This is a genomic window from Desulfovibrio fairfieldensis (assembly GCF_001553605.1).
Taxonomy (GTDB): domain Bacteria; phylum Desulfobacterota; class Desulfovibrionia; order Desulfovibrionales; family Desulfovibrionaceae; genus Desulfovibrio; species Desulfovibrio fairfieldensis.
In genome coordinates, this window is record NZ_CP014229.1 from 259,873 (window position 1) to 283,677 (window position 23,805).

The window sequence follows — 23,805 nt, forward strand, 5'->3', positions numbered from 1 at the left end:
TCCAGGCTCCTTTTGTCGTATGCGGGTTTACAGCGCCACGGCCTGGCCGTCGCCGCGCGGGTCCGACGCTCCCTGCAGCAGGCCGTCCTCGTCGCAGAGAATGGCCCCGGCGTGGCCCATGATTTCCGTATAGTCCTCGACCATGAGCACGGGCTGGCCGCGACGGCGCAGTTCCTCGGCCACGCTTTCGGGAATGCGGCCTTCCAGCTTGAGGTCGTTGTCGGGCGCGCCCCAGCTCCGGCCCAGAAGCCAGCGCGGGGCATTGACCGCGTCCTGCGGGGCCAGGCCGAAATCCACAATGCGGGTGGTCAGGGCCGCCAGAGTCTGGGGCTGGCCCTCGCCGCCCATGCTGCCGTAGACCAGCCGGGGCCTGCCGTCCTTGAGCAGCATGGCCGGGGTCAGGGTGTGCATGGTGCGCTTGCCCGGCTCCAGGCAGTTGACGTGCGCCGGGTCCAGCGAGAAGGCGCAGCCCCGGTTCTGCAACAGGATGCCGGTGCCCGTGGCCACCATGCCCGAGCCGAATTCGTGATAAATGCTCTGGAGCATGGAAACCGCGTTGCCGGCCGCGTCCACCGCGCCCAGCCAGACCGTATCCCCGCCCGGAGCCAGGGGCGGCAGGGGGCCGGAGCTTTGTTCCAGACGGATGCGCTTGGCCTGCTCCCGGCCGTATTCCGGCGAGAGCAGCCGGTCCAGGGGAATATCCCCAAAGGCCGGGTCCGAAAGCCAGCGGTCCCGGTCCTGAAAGGCCAGGCGCACGGCTTCCACCATGGCCTGATAGTAGTCGGCGCTGCCTTCGCCCAGCGCGGCCAGATCCAGATTGTTGCAGATGTTCAGAATCTCCAGCGCGGCCATGCCCTGACTGTTGGGCGGCGCGCTGCAGGCCGTCAGGTCGCGGTAGGGCACGCGCAGGGGTTCGGCCCAGTCGGCCTGGTGATCGTCCATGTCTCCCACGGTCAGCAGGCCGCTGTGCAGCATCATGCTGTCCGCAATGGCGCGGGCAATCGAGCCGTGGTAGAATTCATCCGCGCCGTGTTGGGCCAGACGGGACAGGCTGTCGGCCAGATCGGGCTGGCGCAGGGTCTCGCCCAGGGTGTAGGGACGGCCGTTTTCCTTGCAGAAAACGTCCAGAAAGGCCGGGAACTGATGCAGGCCGCGCCCCGCGCCCTGCCCGCTGGTGTCCACGGCCAGCCAGTGGGCCAGGGAATGACCCACGGGAAAGCCGTCTTCCGCGTAGCCGCGCGCCGGGTCCAGCAGCTCCGCCCAGGACAGGGGCGAACCCATGCTTGTCTTGCTCAGTTTGAAGGCCTCATCCCAGCCGGACACCGCGCCGGGCACGGTGCAGGCCGCCATATAGCCGCGCGCGGGCACGGCTTTGAACCCCCTGGCCGCGTAAAATTCCGGACTGGCCGAGGCGGCCGCGCGGCCGCTGGCGTTCAGGGCTTTGAGTTCGTCGCGCGCGGCGTCGTAAATCAGCCAGAAACTGTCGCCGCCCAGCCCGCACATGTGCGGGTAGACCACGGACAGCACGGCTGAAGCGGCAATGGCCGCGTCCACCGCCGTGCCGCCCCGGCGCAGGGCGTCCAGCCCGGCCTGGGAAGCCAGATAGTGGGGCGTGCTGATCATGCCTTTGCGCCCCAGAGGATTGATGCCGGAGGGAATTGTGGCGGAGTAGCGGACGGTGGTGTTCATGCGCACCTCGGGCGGTCTTGCGCCGCGTTTTACGCCTTCCGGTGGGCCGGAGGCCCTCGAAGGACGATTTTTCAACCATTGCGGCCGGTTGTGAAGATATCCCGTTTCTATAGCTCATCCGTCCGGCTCAGTAAAGGCGTTGACCCGCATCCCCGGGCCGGTGCGTTGCGCGGACGCCCGCTGTCCGTTACGGCATTCCGGTTCAGGACTGAGTCCCGCCGTCCGGGGCCGGGGACCGCCGCAGCCACTGCGGACCGAGCATGACCACGGCCACGGAAAGGCAGACCAGAGCCACGCCGCACCAGACCGTCAGGGTGGAGGCTTCCTCAAAGACCAGGATGCCCACCAGCACGGCGGTGAGCGGTTCCGTGGCGCCCAGCACCGAGGCCAGGGTGGAGCCGATGCGCTGCACGGCCAGAACCAGGGCCAGATTGGAAATGACGGCCGTCACCAGGGCCTGGAGACAGATTTGTTCCACCTGCCAGCGACTTTCCAGCCATTGCAGGTTGTCCGTGACCAGGGCGTTGCCCAGCGAGGTCAGGGTGCTGAAGAGCAACAGCCAGAAGGTGATGATCAGGCCGTCTTTGCAGCGCAGGCGCGCGGCAAAGATGCCGGTGATGTAGAGCGCGTTGCACAGGGCCGAGAGCAGAGCCAGAAGCAGTCCCGTATCCGTGATGCCCTTGCTGTCCGGGGAGGCGTTGCCCAGCAGAAAGACGCCGCCCAGGGCCAGGAGCACGCCCAGCGCGGTGGATGGGGAAAAACTCTCGCCGAAGAACACCACCATGAAAAGCATGACCATGACCGGATAGAGAAAGTGGATGGTGGCCGCCACGCCGCTGGGCAGGTAGGCGAAACTCCAGAAAAAGGTCAGGGCCGCCAGCATGTACATGAGGCTCACCCCGGCCAGCTTGGCGATGTCGCTGCGGCAGGGCGGGAGAAGACGGCGGCGGGGCAGGAGGATGAGAGCCATGATGACGGTGGCTGTCAGAAAACGGTAGAACAGCACGGATTGCGGGCTGAGGCCGCTGCGCATCAGCGGGATGCTGAAAAAGGGCGTCAGGCCGAAGGTGGCCGCGGCCAGCAGACTATAGAAAAACCCCATGTAGTCTCCCGTCGTTTTGCCGTCGGGGGCTTGGCAAGCATGTTTTCGGAGGTGGGGGAAGAAAGAGGGACCCTCGTCGGTGCGGCAGCGGAGCGCCGCCGACGTGCGGACGCATATGAGCTGTTGTCCCGCAGCTCTTGTCGCGCGGGGCGGCATTCCAGCGGGGCAGGGCCTCTGGCGTCATGGATGTGAACGCAGCCAGCCCCTTGGGCAATAGCCCGGAAAATTTTCGGCTGTCAATGAGCGTTATGAGCAGTGCCGGAGACTGATTCCCACAAAAGCAAAGCCCGCCGGGGTCTTGCGAACCTCGGCGGGCTTTGGCGGAATGTGCATTGGTGGCCCGTTGTTGGCTGTTGTCAGCTCTTTTTCATTTGCTCTATCAGTGCCGTGAGGGCCTGGGCCTGGCCCGACAAATCGGACACGGCGCCCGCGGCCTCCCGCATCGCCTGGGCGGTTTCTCCGGCAATGGCGTTGACATGGCTGATGGAGCGGTTGATTTCCTCGCTGGTGGCTGACTGCTGTTCGCTGGCCGTGGCGATGGCGTGAACCTGATCCGCCGTACTGTCCACCATGCCCACGATTTCCGTCAGGGCTTCGCCGGACTGGTTGACGTAGAGCGTGGCCTCCTCGATGGCCGCCACGGCGCTGTCCACCTGGGTTCTGCTGGTGGCGGCGCTGTTCTGGATAGCCTTGATGGCGTTGCCCACATCGGTGGTGGAGGTCATGGTTTTTTCCGCCAAGTTGCGCACTTCGTCGGCCACCACGGCAAAACCCCGCCCGGCGTCGCCGGCTCTGGCGGCTTCGATGGCGGCGTTCAGAGCCAGCAGGTTGGTCTGGTCCGCGATGTCGGAGATGACGTTCATGATCTGGTTGATGGATTCGGCGTGCCGGGTCAGGGCGCTCATGTCCCCCTTGAGCTCCAGGGATTTTTTCTGAACGGCCTGAATGCTGTCCACGGCCTTGTGCACCACGGCAGCGCCGTCAGCGGCCTTGGTCCTGGTGCCGGTGGACGCTTCGGCGGCGGATGCGGCATTGTGAGCCACTTCCAGCACGGTGGAGTTCATCTCTTCCATGGCCGTGGCGGTTTCAGCGGCCCGGGCCGCCTGCTGGGCGGCGCCGTTTTCGGCCTGACGCACGCGTTCGGACAGATCGGCCGACGCTCCGGAAATGCCTGCGACAATGCCTTCCAATTGAGCCGCCGCCTGCAGCATGCCTTCCCGTCGGGCCTGTTCGCTCTGCTTGCGGGCTTCCTCCGCCTGACAGGTGGCTTCGCGGGCGATAGCGGTTTCGCGCTCGGCGGCCTGCTTATGGCTTTCCGCTTCTTTCATTTTTTCAATGAGATTGGCGACCATGGTGGAAAGGGCTTGCCCCAGCACGGCCAGTTCGCCTTTGAAGCCGCTCTTGTCGAGCCCGGCCTGGTAATCGCCTCCGGCCACGGCGGCGGCGTAAGCGGCCACGCGCCTTAAAGGGGCGGACAGGGAGGCGGCAACGAACAGCAGGCCCGCGATAAGGACGGCAATGCCGACGGCGCTGATGACGATAGTCCGCCACAATGAGCGATCGGCTTCGGCCATGGCCTGATCAAGCGGCAAGGCCACTTCCAGGGACCAGGCCGGAGAACCTTCCGTCACGGTGATGGGCGTGAAGGTGGCCAGGTATTCATGTCCGTCACGGGTCAGCTGGCCGTGATACGGCTTGCCTTGGGTAACGGCTTCGCGGATGGCGGCAGTATTCTCCGCGGGCAGGGCGTCCAGGCCCTTGCCGGCGACAGGATCGCCCGACGCCACAATGGTGCCCGTATTCGAGAACAGGTTGGCATATCCGGTGCCGTAGGGGGTGACCTTGGCGATAAGTTCGGACAGTTTGCCCAGGGCGATGTCGATGCCGAACACGCCGAGCACCTTGCCGTTTTCCACCAGCGGCAGGGTGATGGTGGTCATGAGCACCGGGGGCTGGGCGGCCGGATCAATATACGGCTCGATAAGCGTCAGCTTCCCGGAGGCCTTGGGGGTGGTGTAAAACGACTCGCTCCGCACGTTGACGCCCGTCACTTCGATGGAGCCGGATTCGCCCAGATACCAGTACATGGCCAGAGAGCCGTCTTCCCCGCTGTACTCGTGGCCCAGGAAGTCGGCGTCGCGCCCGTCAAACGCGTTTGGCTCCCATACCACCCAAACTCCCTGGTATTCCTTGTTGCCGCCGAGAAAATCACGCAACAGCCCGCCCATGATCGTGCGGTCGCGGGTGCCTCCGGCATGGAGTGAAACCAGAAGTTTGCCGAATGTGTCGGTGTCGGCGGCGGCTTTGTTGATGACGCCGAGCACTTGCGGCGCCTGTTCCAGCGCCATGCGAAAGGCTTCCGTCTCGGCGTTTTGCCGGGCTATGGTTTGCGTTCCCCATTGGGAAACAAATGTCAGTGCCATGAACACCAGGACTATGAACGGTCCCAGCATAAGCATCATTCTTCCCTTGATCCCCATTTCTCCATCTCCTTGTTCCAAAGAAGTAGCGTTCGTTTATAACGGTCAAAATCCAAAAAAACTAAGGCTGCAACCTAAAAAAATATATGGAGAAATTCATGTATTCAATAAAATATATCCTTCAATCATATAATCATTTGAAATTATAAATAAATTTCTGAGGAGTCATCAGAAAGGTGAATGTCTCGGGCGAACTTCAGCGGAGCGCAATTCCCCATAAAAGCAAAGCCCGCCGGGGTCTTGCGAACCTCGGCGGGCTTTGACAGAACTTGTGTTGGTGGCCCACCACCTATTGAATATTCATAATATAATATTGAAATAAATAATGATAAATATTTAACAAAAATTAGTTACCCCCAAAGTTACCCCTGATTATATTCCGGTGCCCACTGTGCGGGGTCACTCCCTCCTGATCCTTTTGAAAGTAACCCCATGGACGTGGCTAAGATCGACCAAACGCAAGAGTCTGAGGGATGAAAGTCCCCGGCAGATAAGAGAATCGGGGGTGACAGAAGGCAAACGCAAGGGCATCCTTTCAAACATTTTCAAACATCAAATGCGAAAGCCCCCGCCGCGTGGGCAGGGGCCTTGTGGTGCTAATGGTGGCTTATTCCTTGCCGTGAAGATCAGACGCGAGTAGCCATCTCTTCGCCGTCCACCAAGTCTTCCGGCAGCGCGCCAGCCCTGGCGATAGCTACCAGCATGGCGGTGAGCTGCGTCTGGTGGTGTATAGATGCAAGCATATCGCGGGCGGCCTGGAATTGCTCATGGGCCTGATGCTCAAGCCGGTTAAGAATCAAACTCCATGCTGTGCGGTTACTCCCGGCCAGGAGGCCCTTGGCCGCGATTTTTACGGCGTGGTGGTATTCGTTCAACGTGTGGCCCAGCCTTTCAATATCCCCGTACAGTGCTTTTTTTTCATTTTGCAGGATCGCAGAGGCATAAATCTTGGCGGGGTTGATCTTATCCGGCAGTGGGGCGGGCTCCGGTATCAGCTTATCGCTGATCTGATCCAGCAGGGACAGCAAGCGTTCCTTCGTCTGTGCTTGAGCATCGGGTTCCGCCTGTCCGGACAGCCAGGCCACGGCAGAGGGATAGAGCGCCGGGGTTATGCCCTTGATATCATCCACGCCCAAGGCTTCCGGCAATTCATGAAGCAGTTCATTGCGGCGGCGGTTGCGCTCCTTGCCCCTGAGGCCGTCAAGCCGGGCTTCGATCAGGGCGTGGAGGGCGGCGCGCTGGGTTTGGGTAAGGCAGTCTCCGGGCAGAGAATTAATGGGCTTGGCAGGAGAAGGCACCTGGGAATAGGCGTTGTTCTGGGTGGGGGTGGGATTGCTGTTGGTGTTCATGGTGCATCCCCCTATCTGTTGCCCAGTGCGCCAGCCAGCATTTTCAGAGCCAGGGCGGGGTTTTTCTCCCGCTCAAGGTTGCTTGACGGCAGCTCCACCGCCCTGAATAATGAGTAGAAAATAAATTCGCTCATAACTTCCCATGCCGGGAACTGTACACGTCTGAGATCAACCCGCTTCAAAATCTCAACATGCAGCTCGCCTATTTCCTTCATGACATGGCGGTTGAGCTCTTCCACACGTTGCGCCGCACGATCCAGGGCAGCCAAATCGTCCGGGGACAGGGAGAGCAGGGGAGTCCTTAGGGGCGCGGAAACAGGCAGGGCTTCGGACGGGATGGTGGTCGGGTTGTCGGTGGGGAGCGTGTGTGCCGACGCGGGCAGGGTATGGGTCTGGTCCATCCTGGACTTATTCAGTGAATGCAGAGTGGCACGCCGGGCTTGAGGAAGGCGGCCGCCGGGTTGGGGCTGGGCATCGTTCTGGACAGGGGCGGGGTTGGTTTTGGTGCTCATCGTCAATTCTCCTTTGGGGTGCCCGGCAGAGAAAGAGCTTGCTTCCCCTGCCAGGCATACCCATCTACCAGCAGGCCGCCGGGTTGAGGGTCCAAGGATAGTCAACGCCCGCTTCCACGCCGAAGTCTTCTTCCTCTGCCTGGGCCTCATGACGGGCCACAATTTCCACCGTCAGGCTGAAATCTTCCTGGGCAAAGTCCTTGCCCTGTTCAAGAGCCTGCTTCTGGTTGTGATAGGGGCCGTTCCATCCGTCTCTGGTCACCACATAGTGGCCGCATTCCAGCGTTCCAAGCTCCTGTTCATGGGCCAGCAGCATGCGCCGTAGCTTGCGGTTATCGCTCTCAAGCTGCCGGATACGCTCTTCCGCTTCCTGCATGGTGGTGGGAATTGACGGGGCCGTGAGGTTGTGGGAAATTTCGGTAGCCATGATTCACTCCTTGATCGAGTGGGTTGTGGTTAGGCCCTCGGTTGGTGTTGGTAGCACCGCCGAGGGCTGTTCTGTTTGGTATTGCCCTTGATGTGATTTTGGTCTAACATAGTGTACCATACTTGGTCAAGTATATTAGACCAAAAAGGAGAAAAAATGTTAGCCTTCAAAAGTAATATCCGCAAAATAATGGAAGAAAAAAAACTTACGACTAGAAGTGTTGCGGAACAGGCGGGAATATCAAAACAAACCTTGCTGACGGCAAGGACAGATGAAGGAATTGCCGAGTGCCGCTTGTCTACCTTGGGCAAGATTGGTTCGGCTCTTGGCGTGAAGACGAAGCGGCTTTATGAGGAGACGGACGGCAAAGAAGAGGAATAGCCCGCTCTGCGCTTCGGGGTGAGAGAGGCGACCTTGACGGAGCAGTACGCCTTGTGGCGTTCCCTGATCGTTGGTAAGAAAATGGCATGAAAAGGGTTTTACTCTGTATGCTTACGCTCGTTCTTGCCGCGTCTTTTGGCGTGTATCATTGGCATCAGCGAAGGGAAGAAAAGCTTAAAAGTCATGTAGCATTTGCACTTATTAAAATTGCGTATGGTGTTAATTGGGCGAGAAAAGATTGTGAAGAGCCTGAACAATATGACCATATTCGCCATAAAATATGGCTTCAAAAATTAGAACTGGGCTGGATTAATCTACAATGCAGGGGAGAAACAGATCGTGCCCGGCCCGCAACACCTCGAAATGACGCTGGCAACAACCTGGACGAAAAGCTTGAACTCTACGAGGACACCACAAATAACATCCTCAACTAGCCTTGTGGGTCAAGGATAAACCGGGCCGGGAAAGCGTGTGCTGCCCCGGCCTTTTTTGTTCGGTTTCAGTCAACGGATGGGCCTCAACAGATTGATACCTTTGACGGCGAACCGTGGTTTGTGGCGAAGGATGTGTGTGAGGTTCTCGGCCTTGGTAACGTGACTGAGGCATTGCGCGGGTTGGATGAAGATGAAAAGGGGGTCCATATTATAGACACCCCTGGCGGAAAGCAGGAAATGACCATCATCTCCGAATCCGGCCTGTATGCTCTGGTCTTCCGCAGCCACAAGCCGGAAGCCCACGTCTTTTCCAAATGGGTTCGTGGTGACGTCCTGCCAGCATATCGCCAAAATGGCTTTGTCGGCACGCCGCCCCAAAGCCGTGTGGGGCCGTTGCCGCGCCCCCGCCCTTGCCTGAAATGTAGTTTCAATCCAGCCTCCGCACGGAAGGCGACTTGACTTCTGTAGCTGAATAGCTACATTCCTCATATGAACACAATTATCAAATCTGAATTATTCGATAGTTGGTTGACGGCGCTAAAGGATACGCGCGCCAAGTTCAACATTCTGGCCAGATTGCGCCGGGCTGAGATTGGAAATTTTGGAGATTGTAGGCCTGTGGGAGATGGTATCTCTGAGATGCGAATACATATTGGCAAGGGATATCGAATATATTTTGTGCAAGAAGGTGTTTGTGTTTATGTTTTGATCGTTGGCGGTGATAAATCAACACAGCAAAAGGATATCGTCAAAGCTAAAGCACTGGCAAAAGAGAGACGGTTACAGCCATGAAATATTCTAAGTTTGACGTTGTGGATTATCTAGACAGTGAAGAATCCATTGCTGAATATCTTTCAGCAGTTATGGAGGAGCGTGACCCTGATCTTGTCATTGCCGCACTCTCGGATATTGCTAAAGCGCGTGGCATGGCAAAGCTGGCGGAAGATTCCGGCCTGAACAGGGAAAGTTTGTATAAGGCTCTACGCCCCGGTTCAAAGCCTCGTTATGAGACGATTGCTAAAATCATGGGGGCGTTGAACGTAAAATTGCAGGCGGTGCCCATAAAACAGCAACAACAATCCGGTACACTCTTGTAAAACTCCCTTCCTCCATCCCAGTGCAAAGGAAAAGGGCCAGAGCGTCAGCCCCGGCCCATCCTTGTTTCTTCTCCTGCCCGGCTACTCTCCCAGGGCGTTGCCTACCTTCTCGCCATATTTGGCGAAGCGCTGCACCGGGATTCTGGCAAAGAAGCCGCCCAAGTCGATGATGCTGTAGGCCAGGGCGCGTTCGGCTTTCTCCCGCTTCTTGCCGCGCAGCTTGGGGTCAGCCAGGGCACGGGCCTTGTCGCCCACCTTGAGGCCCAGGCGCACGGGCTTGTCCAGGACATTACGGCCCTGTGACTGCCTCCCGTTGATGAACCAGGAGGACAACGCCGGGCCCGCCACGGGAATCACCGGGGCGGCATAGTCCGCCAAGCCTTCCAGATAGCGCCGGGTGACGTTCTTCTTGTCCCGCTTCTTTTTGTCGTCGTCGCTGCCGAACACGGCGGTCATGGCCTCGCCCATGAGGTAAAAGGCCGTGGCCGGGAGAATCATGTCATAGAGCTGATAGCGGGCGTACTGCGGGGCACTCAGCTTTCCGGCTTGTACCGCCTGCAATGCCAGCCGCTGGCGCTGAAAGATCATCTCCACGGCGCTGCTGAACATGTTGAACCAGCTATAGCCGGGGTCACGCATGAACTTTGTCCGGCTGGTGGCGTCGTAATCGGGATTGGAGCGCTTCACCATTTTGTCGGCATGGTCCACGGCGGCCTTGTGGTGCTCGCTGCTGGTGTCGATGCCCGCCTTGCCGCCGGGGTTCAGCTCGCGCATCTTGGCATTGTAGGCCCCTATCCAGAGCGCGGAGGACACGGCCATGTCCATGCACCGCATGGGAGCCAGACCCACGTCCGCAACCTGTTCCACGGTATGGGCTGCCCCGGCAAGGGAAATGAGCTTGCGCTGTTTGGCCTGCTTCGCCATATCCGTCACGCCCTGGGCCAAGTCGCGGTCAATGTTGCGGGAGCGGGATTCCATGTACGGGCTGACGCTCTCGATATCCCTGACCAGGTCCAGCGCGCCGGGGCGGAGCAGCTTGCCCAGACCTTCCAGCACGGGCCGCGCGCCCTGGTCGGCCATGGACTTCATCAGGGCGTCGGTCTGCATCATGACCGTATTCAGGTTCCAGGAAAGGCCGTAGTAGGTGACCATCTTGCGGAATACCTGGGCAATGTCCTGTCCGGCGGTCTGGTTTCTCTCCTTGTTCACCATGCCCTTGAGGTTCTCCCGGATGGCGTTGTACTCCTGCTCTCCGAAGGCCCGCACATAGGCGGCCTTCCAGACGGGATTCCGCGTCACCCGGTCCACATGACGCACCGCCGGGCCGAGGGCAATAAAGGTTGTGGCGTCCTCAAAGTGCTGCATGATCTGCCCAAGGTCCAGACGCAGGGCTTCACCGGGGGCATGGGCCGCGCGGGTCATGGTATGGCCGTGTCTCGCAGCCGGGGCCGTGAAGCCCGCCTGACCGCTGCGCAGAATGTCTTCCCGTTCCTGCCGGGCCGCTGCGGTTTCGGAAAGGCGTTGGTCATACTTGGCAGGGAAGTAGCCGCCGGGCAGTTCCACAACCTCGTCGCCCACGCGCAAGGTCATCGGTACGCCTTCCACCTTCTTGGGCGCGAAGCCGTAGAGCTTGCGGCGCGTGTCCACTGTGTCCGGCCAAAGGCTGTTCACCGCATCCCATATGCCCTGAATGGCCCGCCAGTCGGCGGCGGTGAGCAGACCGGGGCGCGGGGTATCCACTGGCGCCGCGTCGGCGCCAAAGAGATGATAGGCCGCATCGTCGCCCAACAGGACGGCCACGCTCTCCATGTCCAGATCAGGGAAGCCCGCGTGCAGGCGGTCCATATTGGACTGGTTGCCCATCTGCAGGGCCAGACCGAATACCTGTTCCGGCGTCCAGCTTCGCCCGGCCTGCCGCATCTTTTCCGGCACCCGCAAGGCGGAACCATCCGCGCGGGTCACGCCGCCCAGCTTCTCCCCGAAACGCTCATTCAGGTCGGCCATACGGGTTACAAGCTGTTCCACCGGGCCGGACATCCGCGTGGAGATATCGCGCCAGAGCAGTTTCTTTTGGTTCTCACCGTCCAGCAGGGGTTGCAGCAATTCTTGCTCGTTGACGCCCGCCTTGCCCTTGGGGCCGATATTGCTGAACCCGTCCGCGCGCAGGAAAATGCTGCTCAAGCTTTCATGCTCGGAAAGGAACTTGCGGGAAAGGCGCTGCCACTTCTCCCGCGCGCTGCCTTCCTCGGCAATGCTCACGGGCTTCAATCCCTGCATGGGGGCGGCGGCTTCCACGGCCTGGGCCTCGATGCGCGCCGCTTCGGACTCCCGGCTGGCCCGGTTCATGGCCCGGCCCGCGTGTTCAAGGTGACTGACAAGCTCGTTCACGTCCTCAAGCTGGGTCAGGGTCAACTCGCCATAGGGCAGGGCATTCCGGTTGCGTGCCGAGCCGCTGTCCGTGAGAGGCGCGGCCTCATTCAACAACCATTCCGGGAAGGCATCAGCCAGGATATTTTGTCCCTCGGCCTGGGCCTGGGAGCCGTCGCTTTCCATAATCAGGTCGGCGTCCGGATTCAGGGCGTTGATGATCTCGCGCAGGCTCAAGGATTCCGCGGCGCTGTCCCGCTCGCCTTCCGGCATCCGGGCAAGAGAAAAACGCTCCATGATCCGGCGCAGACCTTCACGGGCCAGGGAATCAATCTTGTCCGGCTTGATGGCGGCCGCCTTTCGTGCCCGGCGCGTTACCGCCTCGATCTGCTTGCGGGCCTTCACGGCCTGGACATACAGCTCATTGGACAGCCGGGCGGCGTTCAGAAGTTCCAGGGATTCCACCAGATCGCCCTTGCGCAATGCCTGTTGCAAGCGGCGCTGGCCCTTACGCAAGGCGGCATTGTATGTGTCCGGGCGGATGTCGCTCACGCGGCTCCGGCTGATCTGCTCCTGGGCCTGAAAGATCAGAACCTTGCGGGGCGTGGCCAGACTGTCGGCCAGCCGCTTCACGCTTTCCGGGGTGGGGGCGCGCTTCTTGGCCAGCAGCTTTCCCAGGGATTTATCCAGAGCGTCCAGATAATCGCCGTAGGCATCCCCGGCCATCTGGTCCACGGACTGTTCCCGCAAGGAATCGTCACCGGCCAGCATGGCCTGGGCCATGTCCTCAATCTGTCCCCGCTTGCTCTGTCCCTGCAAGGCGAGACGGTCATACAGCGCATTCCAAAGCGCGTCCGTGTCCTGCCAGCCCATTTCCTGGGCTGCCAGATCAAGAGGCAGACCGTTTTCCCGCACAAGCCCGCGTCTGGCCCTGGACAGTTCGCGCACCGCCTCCTTGCCGTATTCCCGTTCAAGGGCCTGCCGGTCCAGTCCCGGCCCGGTCTTGCCGCTGAGATAGTCCACGGTTTCCCAGAACTGTTCTTGGCCTACCGCCGTTCTGGCGATGTCGCGGTATTCATGCAGGCGCTTTTGCCGGTCGCGCAGGGTGGCTTTGTTCATGGCAATCACGGCATCTTCCGCCGCCTCGGCCAGCCGGGCGTCCAGTTCGGCCTGATCCTCCAGGGACAATTCAGCGTTGACCCTGGCGGCCCCGTCCAGAAGGTCCATACGCTCACGGGAGCGTGAAAGAATGTCGTCCGTGGTCAGCATGCGGTCGAACACGGCGCGCACGTCGTCAGTCAGCCGGTGGTTCTCGAACCCGGCAGAAGAAAAAATGGCGCGCATGTTTTTGTAGATGTTCAGCAGCCAGTCCCGGAATCCGGCGAAGACGCGGCGCAGCTTGGCGCTGGGGGCCTTGCCCCCCATGAAATAGGCTTCGCCCGCCGTGGCCACGGCCTCCTGGAAGCTGCGATATTCCTCCGGGGTAAGGGGACCTTCCGGAGAAACCCCGGCCCATTCCCGCAGGGCGCGGACATCAGCGGCGGCGGCTTCATTCCCCTGCCCGGCGATTTCCTCAAGCTGGCGCGTGAATATGTGCGTGGACTCATGCAGCACCGTGGAAAGGTCTTTGCTGTCAAAGAGCGTGACCAGGGCTTGCACCTCGCCTTCCGGCGTGGTCTGGAAGTCCACTTGGCCGCGCCGTTCCTGCATGCCTTGATCCTGGGCAAACGGCTTGCTCTCCGGGACGAGAAGGCTTATAGTCTCATCAGAAGAGCCGCTTTTGAGAGCAGAGGGGTCGCCCCCACGGGGGCTTGGGTATGCCGGGGAGCCGCCGGCACTCTGATAGAAAGCGGCTCCTTTATTTTGTTCAAGCCAGTTTTCAACCTTGGCGGCGCTATCCCGAAAGGCCGTCAACACCACAAGCCGTCTGCCAAGAAATTTCCCCTCTTGAGGGGCGGCAACGACAACCAGACTTTCTTTCCCTTCATTCAGGGTAAAGGCAATGGCCCTCCCCCCGGTCACCTTGTTTTGAGCAAGGGGCGTCGGTTCACCGCGCACGATAACTTCCGGGATGGCACTCCAGGCATTAAAGTCAGGATGTCCCGATTTGATATGCCGTACCTGATCCGATGCAAGGATTATCTCGCTGTCTGGAATGTTCAGATCCGTCCTGCCAGCCGTGCCCAGCCCAAAGTATGATTTTTTGTCCTGCGGCGTTCCGGCCAGCACTTCGTCCACAAAGCCTTGGAGCGTGGCCGCGTTGTTTCGGTACATGGCTTGAGCCAGCGCGGCGGCCCCCTGGGCCTGCTCGCCCTGGGCAAAACTCCGGATGCGCAGCGTTTCCACCGGGTCAGCGCCGTATCTGGCGCGGAACGCCTCGGCATTGGCCCGTTGCAGGGCCGTATATCGTTCCGCCACATGAGCGGGGAATCCCGCTCCCATGAACTCCTGACGCAGGCGGCTTTCCTCGGCGCGCAGGGCGCGGCTCTGTTCCCGGCGCTCGGCCAGTCTGAGCGCGGCGGCGTCCAGTTGTTCAGCCGGATTGAACAGCCGGGCTTCCTCCCCGGTCAGTCCGTCCGGCTTTTGGCGCACGGCATCCAGCAGGGCGGCGCGTTCCGGCCCGGCAGGCATGGAAAGGATGCGCACCAGCGGGACTTCCACGGGAGCGCCCGATGCCTTGGCCGCTTGCACCTGTTCCACGGTCAGGCCGAGTTGGGAGAGTTGCGCCGGGGTATCCGGGGACATGGTGGGTGCCGGGCCTTCCTCCTGCGCCGGCTCCTGACTGCGGGCATATTCGCCTTGGGCAAAGCTGGTCAGGCTTTGCGGGTCAAGAAAAACTGTCCGCGCGTCCTGGGGCACAAGGTTGCCGTAGGCCGCTTCAAAGGCTTCGCGGCTCTTGCCCTTGAGCTTGGTAGCGTCGCCCACCTCGGCGGCCCGGCTCAAAGCTTCGCCAAAAGCAAGACGCTGTCCGGCTTCCGCCTCCTGCCCGGCCACTTCCGCGATGGCGGCGGCCACGCCGCGCTGTTCCGGAGGATAGTCGGCAAGGTCAATGGCGGGCTGTTCCGTGCCGGGGTTGCTCCCGGCTATGGCGCGCATGCCTCCGCCCATGATCCCGGCATAGAGAATCGGGGTCCAGTCTTTGGCCCCTTCCAGGGCCCGGCCCCATATTTGGGCGGCGTCCTCGTTTTTGGCAATGCCTTCCAGCGCGCCCTGAATGGGATTCTCCGCATACTCGGTCGCGCCTTCCACGGCTGCGGCGCGCAGAGTGTTAATGGCGGTCTGAATCTTGGGCGGGAGTTGGGCCACGGCCTGATCCAGTCGCGCCCCGGCCACGTTCATGGCCCGTTCCACAAGATGTTTGCCCGTGCGCGGGGCCACTTGCGGCAACATGGCATCAAGGCCCACCCGCTCCAGCAGGCCCGTAGCCATGCCGAAAGCAGCGGCGCTGAGCAGGGAATTTACCACGGGCACATCATCCCGGCGCAACTGCTCATAGTGGGCCGCGCCTTCCTGACTGCCGCCCATGACGGCCCCGGCTGCGGGATTGGTCATATATACCGCTATGGTCGGGAGCATCTTTGCCGCCATGTCCCCCACATTGCCCACCACGGCGGCCAGGCCTTCGTCCGAAAGCAGCGTGGTCCAGTCTTTGCGGATTTCCTCATTGCTCAGACGCCCGGCAGAAGGGAGAAGTTCAGCCAGCAGCGCACGGGAGACATCGGCCTGGCGGCGGCCAAAGCCTTCTACCGCCGCCCCGGCGTCGCGCATGCCCACCGCCTGCATGGCCCCGCCCAGCGCCTGAACGCCCTGATACGCGGATTCCGCGATATTGAGCGGCGCGCGCGGGAGCACATTGACCAACTCCCTGCCCGTCCGGCTGCGGTTGATTGTCTCAACACCCTTATGGAACAGGTCAGCCGGGGCGGACAGCAGTTTGTTGAACTGGTCGGCCAGGGGCACTTCCGTATGAATGAGACTGGCGCAGTCCAGGTCGCCCAGCACTTGCACCGTGTCCGTGGAGAAATCGCCCATTGCCTCAAGAGCCAGTTCGCGCGCCGCTCCGGTGGCCAGCTTCTCGTCTTCAAGGCTGGTATAGGTCGGGATGCCTTTTCCCTCCCGCACCTTGAAAGCCGTCACCGCCGCGTCCTGGGATTTGCCCAGCGTGTAGGAGAGTACGCGCCGGGCCTGGGCCTCGGTATTCTCGGCGGCCTGTATGGCGTCGGGGGCGTGGAGTTGCAAGGGGCGGGTCATTTTTGCTTGGGCTTCCGGGGAAAGCTCATGTTGAGCAAAGGGGTTGGTAGCCTCAACAATCATATTTTCTTGGGACATTATTTTATCTCTCCTTCCAGCCAGTCGCGGTAGTAAATCTGTCTATTCTCTTCATTCACAGTATAACCCAAGCCCTCTAACCGCTGGTCAATCCACGGTATTGCCTCTTCAGGAACCTCCACAAGACGGAAAGAAGGATCATCACGTTGAATCTGCGGGAAGGTATAGGCGGGTTCCTGATTCCCAGCTCCCCAGCCGCTACCGGAAAACCATGCATCATTTTTTACGCTGATTTTTCTGGCAAGCTGTCGCGCGGTTTCCAGCCGTTGCGCCGGATCAGTAAGGCCCGTCATTCTAGACAGAATGACCCTGTATCCCGCCGTGGCCTGGGAGCGGGTGTAGCCGAAATCGTCTACCAGGGAGTCGGTGATCTCGTCCTGCATCAGCTTTTCGCTCTGCTTGGTCGCCTCGTCCCTGGCGATCTTCACGGCTTTCCCCAGGGCAGAAGGAGGCAGTTTGTCCGCATAGCGGTTCGTAACCATGTCCGGACGGACGCCGGGCTGCGCGGCATAGGTCTGGGCCTCGGCCAGCACATTCTTGTCCACCGGGGCCTCGGTGCCGTTGATTTTGAAATTTTGGTATTCCTCAATCTTCTTACGCGTTGCGGGATCAGCGACCCCGACAAGCACGCCGGAAAGCAACGCGGCCTTCTTCTGTTCTGATTCCTGCCCGGCAAGGATAGAATCCGTTTGGGAAATGGCATTATCGTAGGAAGCGGCCTTGTCCCGTTCCTCAGTCTGGGTCTTCATCCGCTCGTGCAGGCTGGCATTGCTCAGATAGGACTGAGTCACCCGCGCCCGTTGCACCGGGTCTTTGACCTTTTCCTCCAGAACCGACTGTACCTTGGCGGCGTCATCGCCGTATGTTTCAAATAGCCCGGCTCCAAGATTTGCGGCCTGAACCGTGTCGGCTCTCTCCTGCGTCGCTCTGGCCTCCGCCTCCATCCGCTTGGCTTCGGCCCTGATCCTGGACTCGTACTGCGTAGCCGCCGCACCGAGATAGCCCTTTTCTTTGTATACGTTGAACGATTCCTTGGCGTGGCCGAGATTGCCCTTCGCCAGAAAACCGTCGATGGCGGCGCCAGCCATCTTCTGCGTGAGTTCCGTTTCCATCGCGCGACGGTCCAGGCCGGGAAACATTTCGGCATAGAGTGCTTTGATCTGCGTTGCCTGCCTGTCCACGTATTCCACGTCGCCGGGATTGTTGGCGATATTGCCCAGCGTTTGGGACAACAGACTTTCTGCCTGGCTCTTCTGCCATGCCGTTTTCTGCTGTGCGCCGTAGGCTTCGCCCTGTTCTCTGAAATGCAACCCGTATGTGACAGCGTTTTGCAGAAACATGTTCCGGAAGCGGCCCGAGAACTGATCAGCCAAAGGATATGCCGTTTCTCTGGCGAACTGCGCGAAATGCTCACCGGCTCCTATGGCGTTTTCGCCCTTGTTCTGTTCCATGTAGCTGCTGCGTTCTGTGGAAAGCGCATTCTGGTATTCCAGCAAGGACTGAGTCACACGGGTGGTTTCATAGCTGGCGTATTCCTTCGCCATGACCCCCGTGAGCTGTTCCCCGGCTTTGAGCAGCCCTTGGGTGCCCGTGGCTTGGGCTGAACCGGCCAGATTCAGATTGCCGCTTTGCAGCCGTGGAGAAGGCGTGTTGACCGCAGCCTGTTTTGCCATCGGATTGTACACGACAAGAGGATACATGCTTTACCCCCTGGCCGTTTTGATATGGGCTTCCCAGTCGGCCAGCGCCATTTTATAACGATTGAGTTGTGGGCTGTTAGCACCACCAAACTTGACTATGATAATGTCTTCATTCTCAACGTTCGCGTCTTGGCCACGCAGTTGTTCCTCTAGACGGCTGAGCGCGGAAACATCCTCTACTGTCTGGACCTCTTGTGATTCATCCAGAAGCAGCGCTTTTATTTCATCGAGCAACGCAAGAATTACGCGATTTTTCATAGTGTCCATTAGTTTACTCCGTGAGTTAATAGTTGTTGTTCAGGTACTGTTTCTTCAAGCCACAAAACTTTTCCAAGGGGCTGTTACGCATGGAGTCCCGCTTGCAGTTTTTCCAGGTGGAGGGCCACAGCGGGAGTGACGCCTTTATCAATCAGCCTGCGCCCCATCTCGCCGAAGGTGTCGATGCCCGCTGAATCGCGGGGATCATACTCCGGGGGTTGGCCGCACCGTTCACGGATTATGTTTAAAAACGCTTGTACCGTGCCGCTCATTTCCGTTGAATTTTTCTGCATTGCTCCTTGTCCCTCCAATTTTGTTACGCGTCTTTCCAGACTGTTCATTACCTTTTCTCCAGGGCGGTTATACGTTGCTCCAATTCCGCAATTTCAAGAGTCTTGGCGTGGGCGTTGGCCAGCGCCGCAAGGGCCTGTCCCTCGCCCGGAGTAATCCGCCCGGCTGCCACGGAATCAAGGATAGCTGCGGTGAGCTGCGGGAGGTCCGCGGCACCCTCGACTTGGGGAAGGTTAATAGGGATCAGCGCCGCTTCCTTCCGTGCGGGGAGAATGCGCTCCAAGCACAAGCGCAAAGCGGTTGTGTCACCTCCCAGCGCCAGTTCGACGGCCTTCCGGGTCAGGTTTTCCACTTCTCCGTCGAGCAATGCCTGGGCGGCCAAGGTGGCCTTGTTACGGCTGCCGGGAATGCGGCCTTTCGGATTCGCACAGTTGCCGGGGGCAAATTTTCCGTCAGGGCGGCGGTCCGATTCCAGCCGGGATTCAGCCGGTTTAGATGAGGTCTTGGTCATGCTGCCGTCTCCTTATCGTTGCCGTGAGCCTTGACGATAGAGCGCCAGCGGCGGCGGGCTGATTCCAAATACTGCCGAAGAAAGCTCCAGGTCACATATTCGGCGGCGGTCCGGCTTCCAGCAAAGAGGAAGGGCACACGATACCGCCCCATGAAGGCGGCCACGCTCTGGCATGCCGCATGCGGATTCAGACGGCTCCGGTACTGGCCCCCGGCCAGATCGGCCCAACTCGCCTCAACCACCACAACGAAGGCGTCCAGGGCCGCGCCCCGCTGCAATTCCCGTTCAAAGCGTTCACGCTCCCGGCCCAGGCATTGCACTAAGTCGGTAAGCTCCTTGCGCTCCACCGCCACACGGTCAGCCAATCCGGCAAGACTGTAATCTCCCACGGTCAGAGTACCCGCCTCAACCTCCACGCCCTCATAGCGTGGCCCGGCGAAGGCATAGGGCGCTTGCTCGCGGCTATCTTGAATAATTCGCATTACGCGGCCTCCTGCGCGCTGTTTGAGGTTGATATGGACGGTGTGTCGTCTTGCTCGTTTTCGACGTTTTTGCGGCCATCTAGGCGCGAATTTTCGGCAAGGGAAAGAACGGATGTGACCCACTCACGGACAGTGGGCACAGCTTCAAGCCGGAGTGCGGCGGCGTGCATCTCGGTCGGGTCTTTGGCGGACACGGCGGGACAACACACGGCAGAAGGGAAGGCCTGCTTCCATCTCTGCCAGGCGATCCGGCCCCCGGCGTCATTGTCGGGACAGGCAATCACCAACGGCGCAGCCCTGACAAAAGCGTCGGTGGCTGTATCCGCGCCCTTCAAATCGCCCATGAGCGCCACGGCGGCGCACAAGTCCCCGGACTCCTGATGGACAAGCGCGGCGTCCAGGGAGGATTCCACCAGCAGCACGGGTAGGCCAGCACGCCCGGCCACAAAGGGCACATTGCTGGACCCGGCAACTTGCCAGTATTTGGGGCGGCCTTCCGGGCGGTCATCGGGACAGCGAACGGTCAGGGCCATGATCCCGGCCCGGCGGCGGGTGGCGATCACCAAGCCGCGCGGCAGCAAGAGCTTGTCCCGGCCCTGTTGGGTGGGCAGATTCCACGCGGCGCGGGGTTCGTATCTATCGCGGGGGTTCCAGCCCAGACCGCAGGCGCGGGCGGTGTCGGGAGTCAGATAGCGTCCTGTGACGGCAAGCACCGTCTCCGCGTCAGTCTCAAGGCCCCGCTGGCAGTTGACCAAGAATACGGCGGCGCGCTCCATCCACGGGACCGGGGGAAGTTGGGCGGGCTTGGGCATCGGCACAGTCACGGGGCGCGCTGTGCCGGGCGTGTGCCGGGGGTTCGGCTTGGCAGGATAAGAGGCATGGCTGTCCCTTGGCGTCAGGCTCAGCGCCCTACAGGCGTCCGGGTAGCTCATGCCGTAGAACTGCCGTAGGAATTGAATGCCGTCGCCCTTGGCTCCGCAGCCACGGCACAGGAATGCGCCGCCACGCGGACGGTCCGGCCAGACAAGAAAGCGGTCGCGGCCCCCGCAGTCGGGACAGGGTCCGGCCCACTCGTGCGGGCCTTTGGCTTTGAAAGCCTCCTGGCAAGAGAGAAAGTCCAGAATATTGCTCATTGTTTTATTTCCTGTTTTCCCTTGTTCCGGCTTTTCTAAAGACCTTGTTCCAGGGGACCAGAAAGGCCCCTGGAAGGTCTTTCTTTAGAAAGAACAAGCGGAACAACGGAACAAGCTCATTATTTCAACAGGTTACGAGCTTGTTCTAAGTCTCGGAACAAGCGCCACCGGAACAAGCTCATAACTATTTTAAATTATTTACTAAAAAGCCTTGTTCTGGTTCGTCGGAACAAGCGGTAAAAGGGGCATTGGAACAAGCTCTAGAACAAGCTCGCGGCATCAGCACCGTGCCGTTGCCCTTGTCTTTTTTGGCCTCCACAATCCCCCCTGATTCCAAGGCATAGAACTTCGCTTTTTTGTGACGCTCTACACCCCAGCCAAAGGCATCGACCCCACCACGGCTAGATGCTAAAGGCTCCAGCCCTTCTTCTGCCCGGCGCTTCACCTCTGCCACCAGGGCGGCGGCGTCCGCCTCCCGGCTCTGTGCCTCCTGCTCTTGGGCGACGGGTTCAACTCGGCGCAACAGGCCATGCTCACAGCGGGAAAGAAAATATTTAGGTTCCGGCGCACCGCAGTTTTTCTTGCTCACGCGCACGGCCAGAAAGGCCCCGTCAGCCCGGCCCACTGCATCTTCGCCAATAATCTTGACGGCCAGCTTGGAGGCCAGAGGGGCAAGATTGACCTGCCAGCGGACGCAGCCCGCAAGTGCGGAAGCGCCACGGCTGGCGGTCTGTTCAAGGGCGGTATTCAAGGACAAGTCGTCGGAGGCCAGCGCACCCGTCACTTTTGCGGTGTGGTGCAAGAGGACGGTGGCGCAGTCAAAATCTCGGCAAACTTCTTCCAGGAGCGCACAAGCGGCGGTCATGGCCGGATTGTCATTCTCGGCCACGGCTAGGAAGCGGGCCAGGGTGTCAAGGATCAGCAGCGTGGGGCGAAACTCTTTCAGGATGGCGCGCAAGTCGGTCAGAGCATCAGTCTTGATTACGTCGCCGCCCATCCCTCGGCACAAGGCCACGTCACCGGTCACAGGCACAGCGAAGATATTTTTCATCGCCTGAACTTGGGCCTGTTCCGGCAGCGTTTTCAGAGTATGGTGAACGCGGCGGTGTAAGGTCAGTTCGTCGTCCTCCGCCGAGATGTAGAGGGCACGGCCCTCATGCGCCGGTTCCCACGCTCCAAGCCAAGGCAGGCCAGCAGCCACGGCAATGGCAAGCTGAATGGCGGCGGTGGACTTACCGGACCCCGGCGCTCCGATCATAGCTCCCAAGGTCTTGCAACGCAGGCTGCCTTTCAGAAGCCAGTCGAAGGCGGGCGGAAATTCCGAAAAGTACCGCTCTCCGCTGTACTTGGAGATGTCCAGTTGCAACGGGCGCGGTTGAACAGGAGAAGCGGACTCTTCCCTTGCCGGGTCCGCCGGGCAGGCGGCGAGAAAGTCGGCGCGGGCCTGCTCAATCTGGGCGACGGTGTCGGCGGGAGTGAGGACGGCGGCTTGGCTCATGCTGCGTCGCCTCCGGCTTCCAAGCGCAGGGGGCAGGCGAGGCGGCAATAGGGGCAGGCGCGACAATTCGCTTGCAGAGGGCAAAGTTCGTGGGATATAAAAGTGTCAAGCCAACAACCTTTCCCATTTCCATCACCGCCCGGTTCCCCAGCCGGGCGGCTTCGTTTTTTCTGAGGGGAAGGCATTACTCCGCACCCTCAGTGGATTGAGAACCGAACTGCTCAATCAGAGCACGGATGTCTTCAACACGGTACACCTTGACGCGAGGGCTAAAGGCTATGGGGCGAGGGAACTCTCCTGATTTTACGCCTTTGTACCACCGCGTTTTTTTTATAGGGATGAACTTCAAGACATCGTTCAGACGGAGAAAACCTGTTACCGGCAAAGTAGGGATGCGCTGTGACATATATCCTCCAAAGTGCTATTGCGAGTTAAAAACGTTCGCGAGCTTTGAAGGAAGGATACACGGCTGAAAGTGCAAAAAAAGAGGGGAAACCCTAAACAGTTTCCCCGGAAACTATGAACACCTTGAAATGGTTGATATTTTTTAGTCTGTAACCGTCACTTCTCCATATCCGTCCTCTGAAAACCATGAACACCTTGTTTTTATTCATGTTCATTGTTTTCAGAGGGCTATTTTTTCGGCCTTCCCGGTCCGCTCTTGTGTTTGTCGGGCAAAGATTCCCACGCGATTCTATCGGCCTTGGTGTGAGTTCTTCCCCCTGATGCGACATCTTTCATTCGATTCTCAAGGGTGGATCTGGTGATGCCCGTTTCATTATTGCCGACAATTTTAACCAGTACTGAACAGGCCGCGCGGAATGAGTTTTCCCAAAGGGCAGCATCTACAGTGACAACCTCTTGTGGTTGAGAGGCGGCGGCAAGCTCTGTCCGCAGTTCCTGGTTCTGATCGTTCAGGCGCTTGTTCCACTGGTGAAGGCTTTCAATCTGCTTTTGGGCCTCGGCAAGCTGAAACTCAGGGTTAGGAGTACACACAGCCGCTGTTGAAACAGGAACATCTTTGATAGTAATATTTCTTTTTTCTTGCATTCCCCGCTGTTGGAATTCCTCCCAGTCTAAGCGGTGAACTCGCAAGTCTGCATTCGAAAGATCTTCGGTTGAAAAAAAGGGGACATTTCCTCCCCTATACCCTCCGTCCATTAGCCGCGCCATAAAGCTTTCTTCCCATGAAGTTATGAGCCTATTAGGGTTCGAATCGTCATTCAGAAAACAAACGAATTGATATGGACTTAACTGTAAAGACTTTCGGACCTCTTCAATGGGTAGATATTCGTCAGCCTGTTTGGAAGAACCCCAAGCTTCATCTGGATTTGTAACAACTTGATATAGTACTTTAGGATGGTCATTTTCGTATTTTGAAATTTCACTTAATATGAAAGCGATTCCTGTAAAGTCATAATATGCGTCATTACCTTGATAATCCACATAGTAATTACCATTTTCTTCGCAGGGGATGCATTCTGTTATTATTCCACCCTGTCCATCATCGAGAACTTTGTGCACATGATATGCTATAGGAAGACATTCGAATAAATCACTAGAGCGATCAATCATGTTCGCAAGTTCACTCTCAAGGATACCCGGCCATCGTTTCAAAACATTATCAGCAGAAATCATTGGTTCTTTAATCTCTAATAACTCCTTAACGCCAAACCCTTTCATGCCAGCCTCCTTTCTTGCTGGTTGCCCTTTCGTTAACTCCCCGGCAGGATGGAAAGGGCATCTTTTCGGCATGGTTCATGAC

General features: G+C 59.4%; 21 protein-coding genes. 5 read left to right on the plus strand and 16 right to left on the minus strand.

The features are described from left to right. Positions 1–27: 27 nt before the first annotated feature. From ggt to AXF13_RS01170, 6 genes are all read right to left on the minus strand, one after another. A complete protein-coding gene (ggt, locus tag AXF13_RS01145) occupies positions 28–1,689 on the minus strand; it encodes a gamma-glutamyltransferase (RefSeq protein WP_062251323.1) in 1,662 nt (553 codons plus the stop codon). 202 nt (positions 1,690–1,891) lie between these two features. Then, the gene (locus AXF13_RS01150; RefSeq protein WP_062251324.1) at positions 1,892–2,791 is read right to left on the minus strand and encodes a DMT family transporter; all 900 of its coding nucleotides are present in this window, start codon (positions 2,789–2,791) and stop codon (positions 1,892–1,894) included. Between the two features lie 356 nt (positions 2,792–3,147). After that, a complete protein-coding gene (locus AXF13_RS01155) occupies positions 3,148–5,271 on the minus strand; it encodes a methyl-accepting chemotaxis protein (protein ID WP_083521908.1) in 2,124 nt (707 codons plus the stop codon). 626 nt (positions 5,272–5,897) lie between these two features. Then, a complete protein-coding gene (locus AXF13_RS01160) occupies positions 5,898–6,620 on the minus strand; it encodes a hypothetical protein (protein WP_062251326.1) in 723 nt (240 codons plus the stop codon). 11 nt (positions 6,621–6,631) lie between these two features. After that, positions 6,632–7,132, minus strand: coding sequence for a hypothetical protein (locus tag AXF13_RS01165; protein ID WP_062251327.1), 501 nt, complete (start codon positions 7,130–7,132; stop codon positions 6,632–6,634). 64 nt (positions 7,133–7,196) lie between these two features. Further along, complete coding sequence (locus AXF13_RS01170) at positions 7,197–7,559, minus strand: hypothetical protein (RefSeq protein WP_062251328.1); 363 nt, start codon at positions 7,557–7,559, stop codon at positions 7,197–7,199. Positions 7,560–7,715: 156 nt separating this feature from the next. Between AXF13_RS01170 and AXF13_RS01175 the strand changes: the two genes are divergently transcribed. The 5 genes from AXF13_RS01175 (at position 7,716) to AXF13_RS01185 (ending at position 9,471) form a co-directional block, all read left to right on the plus strand. Further along, on the plus strand, positions 7,716–7,940 hold the full coding sequence (locus AXF13_RS01175) for a helix-turn-helix domain-containing protein (RefSeq protein WP_062251329.1): 225 nt from the start codon (positions 7,716–7,718) through the stop codon (positions 7,938–7,940). A 107-nt stretch (positions 7,941–8,047) separates the two neighbouring features. Then, positions 8,048–8,374 carry a hypothetical protein gene (locus AXF13_RS16360; RefSeq protein WP_150116045.1) on the plus strand — a complete coding sequence of 109 codons (327 nt, stop codon included), beginning with the start codon at positions 8,048–8,050 and terminating at the stop codon, positions 8,372–8,374. Positions 8,375–8,494: 120 nt separating this feature from the next. Continuing rightward, positions 8,495–8,833 carry a BRO-N domain-containing protein gene (locus tag AXF13_RS15665; RefSeq protein WP_236887152.1) on the plus strand — a complete coding sequence of 113 codons (339 nt, stop codon included), beginning with the start codon at positions 8,495–8,497 and terminating at the stop codon, positions 8,831–8,833. A gap of 30 nt (positions 8,834–8,863) precedes the next feature. Beyond that, entirely contained in the window at positions 8,864–9,166 is a 303-nt protein-coding gene (locus tag AXF13_RS15670; RefSeq protein WP_083521910.1) for a type II toxin-antitoxin system RelE/ParE family toxin, read from the plus strand. After that, positions 9,163–9,471, plus strand: a complete 309-nt coding sequence (locus AXF13_RS01185) for an addiction module antidote protein (protein ID WP_062251331.1) — start codon at positions 9,163–9,165, stop codon at positions 9,469–9,471. The genes AXF13_RS15670 and AXF13_RS01185 overlap by 4 nt, the downstream gene beginning before the upstream one ends. A gap of 81 nt (positions 9,472–9,552) precedes the next feature. On the opposite strand, the gene AXF13_RS01190 is transcribed toward AXF13_RS01185, so the two are convergent. The 10 genes from AXF13_RS01190 to AXF13_RS16365 form a co-directional block, all read right to left on the minus strand. Then, positions 9,553–16,167 (minus strand): hypothetical protein, encoded by a 6,615-nt coding sequence (locus tag AXF13_RS01190; RefSeq protein WP_062251332.1) that lies wholly within the window; start codon positions 16,165–16,167, stop codon positions 9,553–9,555. Next, positions 16,167–17,867, minus strand: coding sequence for a hypothetical protein (locus AXF13_RS01195; RefSeq protein WP_062251333.1), 1,701 nt, complete (start codon positions 17,865–17,867; stop codon positions 16,167–16,169). The genes AXF13_RS01190 and AXF13_RS01195 overlap by 1 nt, the downstream gene beginning before the upstream one ends. Before the next feature lie 3 nt (positions 17,868–17,870). Further along, complete coding sequence (locus tag AXF13_RS01200; RefSeq protein WP_062251334.1) at positions 17,871–18,134, minus strand: hypothetical protein; 264 nt, start codon at positions 18,132–18,134, stop codon at positions 17,871–17,873. Positions 18,135–18,208: 74 nt separating this feature from the next. Beyond that, on the minus strand, positions 18,209–18,466 hold the full coding sequence (locus AXF13_RS01205; protein WP_150116046.1) for a hypothetical protein: 258 nt from the start codon (positions 18,464–18,466) through the stop codon (positions 18,209–18,211). Further along, positions 18,466–18,927: a DUF5681 domain-containing protein gene (locus tag AXF13_RS01210; RefSeq protein WP_062251336.1), complete on the minus strand. Its 462-nt coding sequence runs from the start codon at positions 18,925–18,927 to the stop codon at positions 18,466–18,468. Before AXF13_RS01210 ends, AXF13_RS01205 begins: the two co-directional genes overlap by 1 nt. After that, complete coding sequence (locus AXF13_RS01215) at positions 18,924–19,409, minus strand: ERCC4 domain-containing protein (RefSeq protein ID WP_062251337.1); 486 nt, start codon at positions 19,407–19,409, stop codon at positions 18,924–18,926. The genes AXF13_RS01210 and AXF13_RS01215 overlap by 4 nt, the downstream gene beginning before the upstream one ends. Beyond that, on the minus strand, positions 19,409–20,542 hold the full coding sequence (locus tag AXF13_RS01220; RefSeq protein WP_062251338.1) for a primase-helicase zinc-binding domain-containing protein: 1,134 nt from the start codon (positions 20,540–20,542) through the stop codon (positions 19,409–19,411). Before AXF13_RS01220 ends, AXF13_RS01215 begins: the two co-directional genes overlap by 1 nt. A gap of 184 nt (positions 20,543–20,726) precedes the next feature. After that, positions 20,727–22,040 carry an AAA family ATPase gene (locus tag AXF13_RS01225; RefSeq protein WP_062251339.1) on the minus strand — a complete coding sequence of 438 codons (1,314 nt, stop codon included), beginning with the start codon at positions 22,038–22,040 and terminating at the stop codon, positions 20,727–20,729. 184 nt (positions 22,041–22,224) lie between these two features. Continuing rightward, positions 22,225–22,446 (minus strand): helix-turn-helix transcriptional regulator, encoded by a 222-nt coding sequence (locus tag AXF13_RS01230; RefSeq protein ID WP_062251340.1) that lies wholly within the window; start codon positions 22,444–22,446, stop codon positions 22,225–22,227. A gap of 227 nt (positions 22,447–22,673) precedes the next feature. Beyond that, a complete protein-coding gene (locus tag AXF13_RS16365; RefSeq protein WP_150116047.1) occupies positions 22,674–23,723 on the minus strand; it encodes a hypothetical protein in 1,050 nt (349 codons plus the stop codon). Positions 23,724–23,805: the final 82 nt, after the last annotated feature.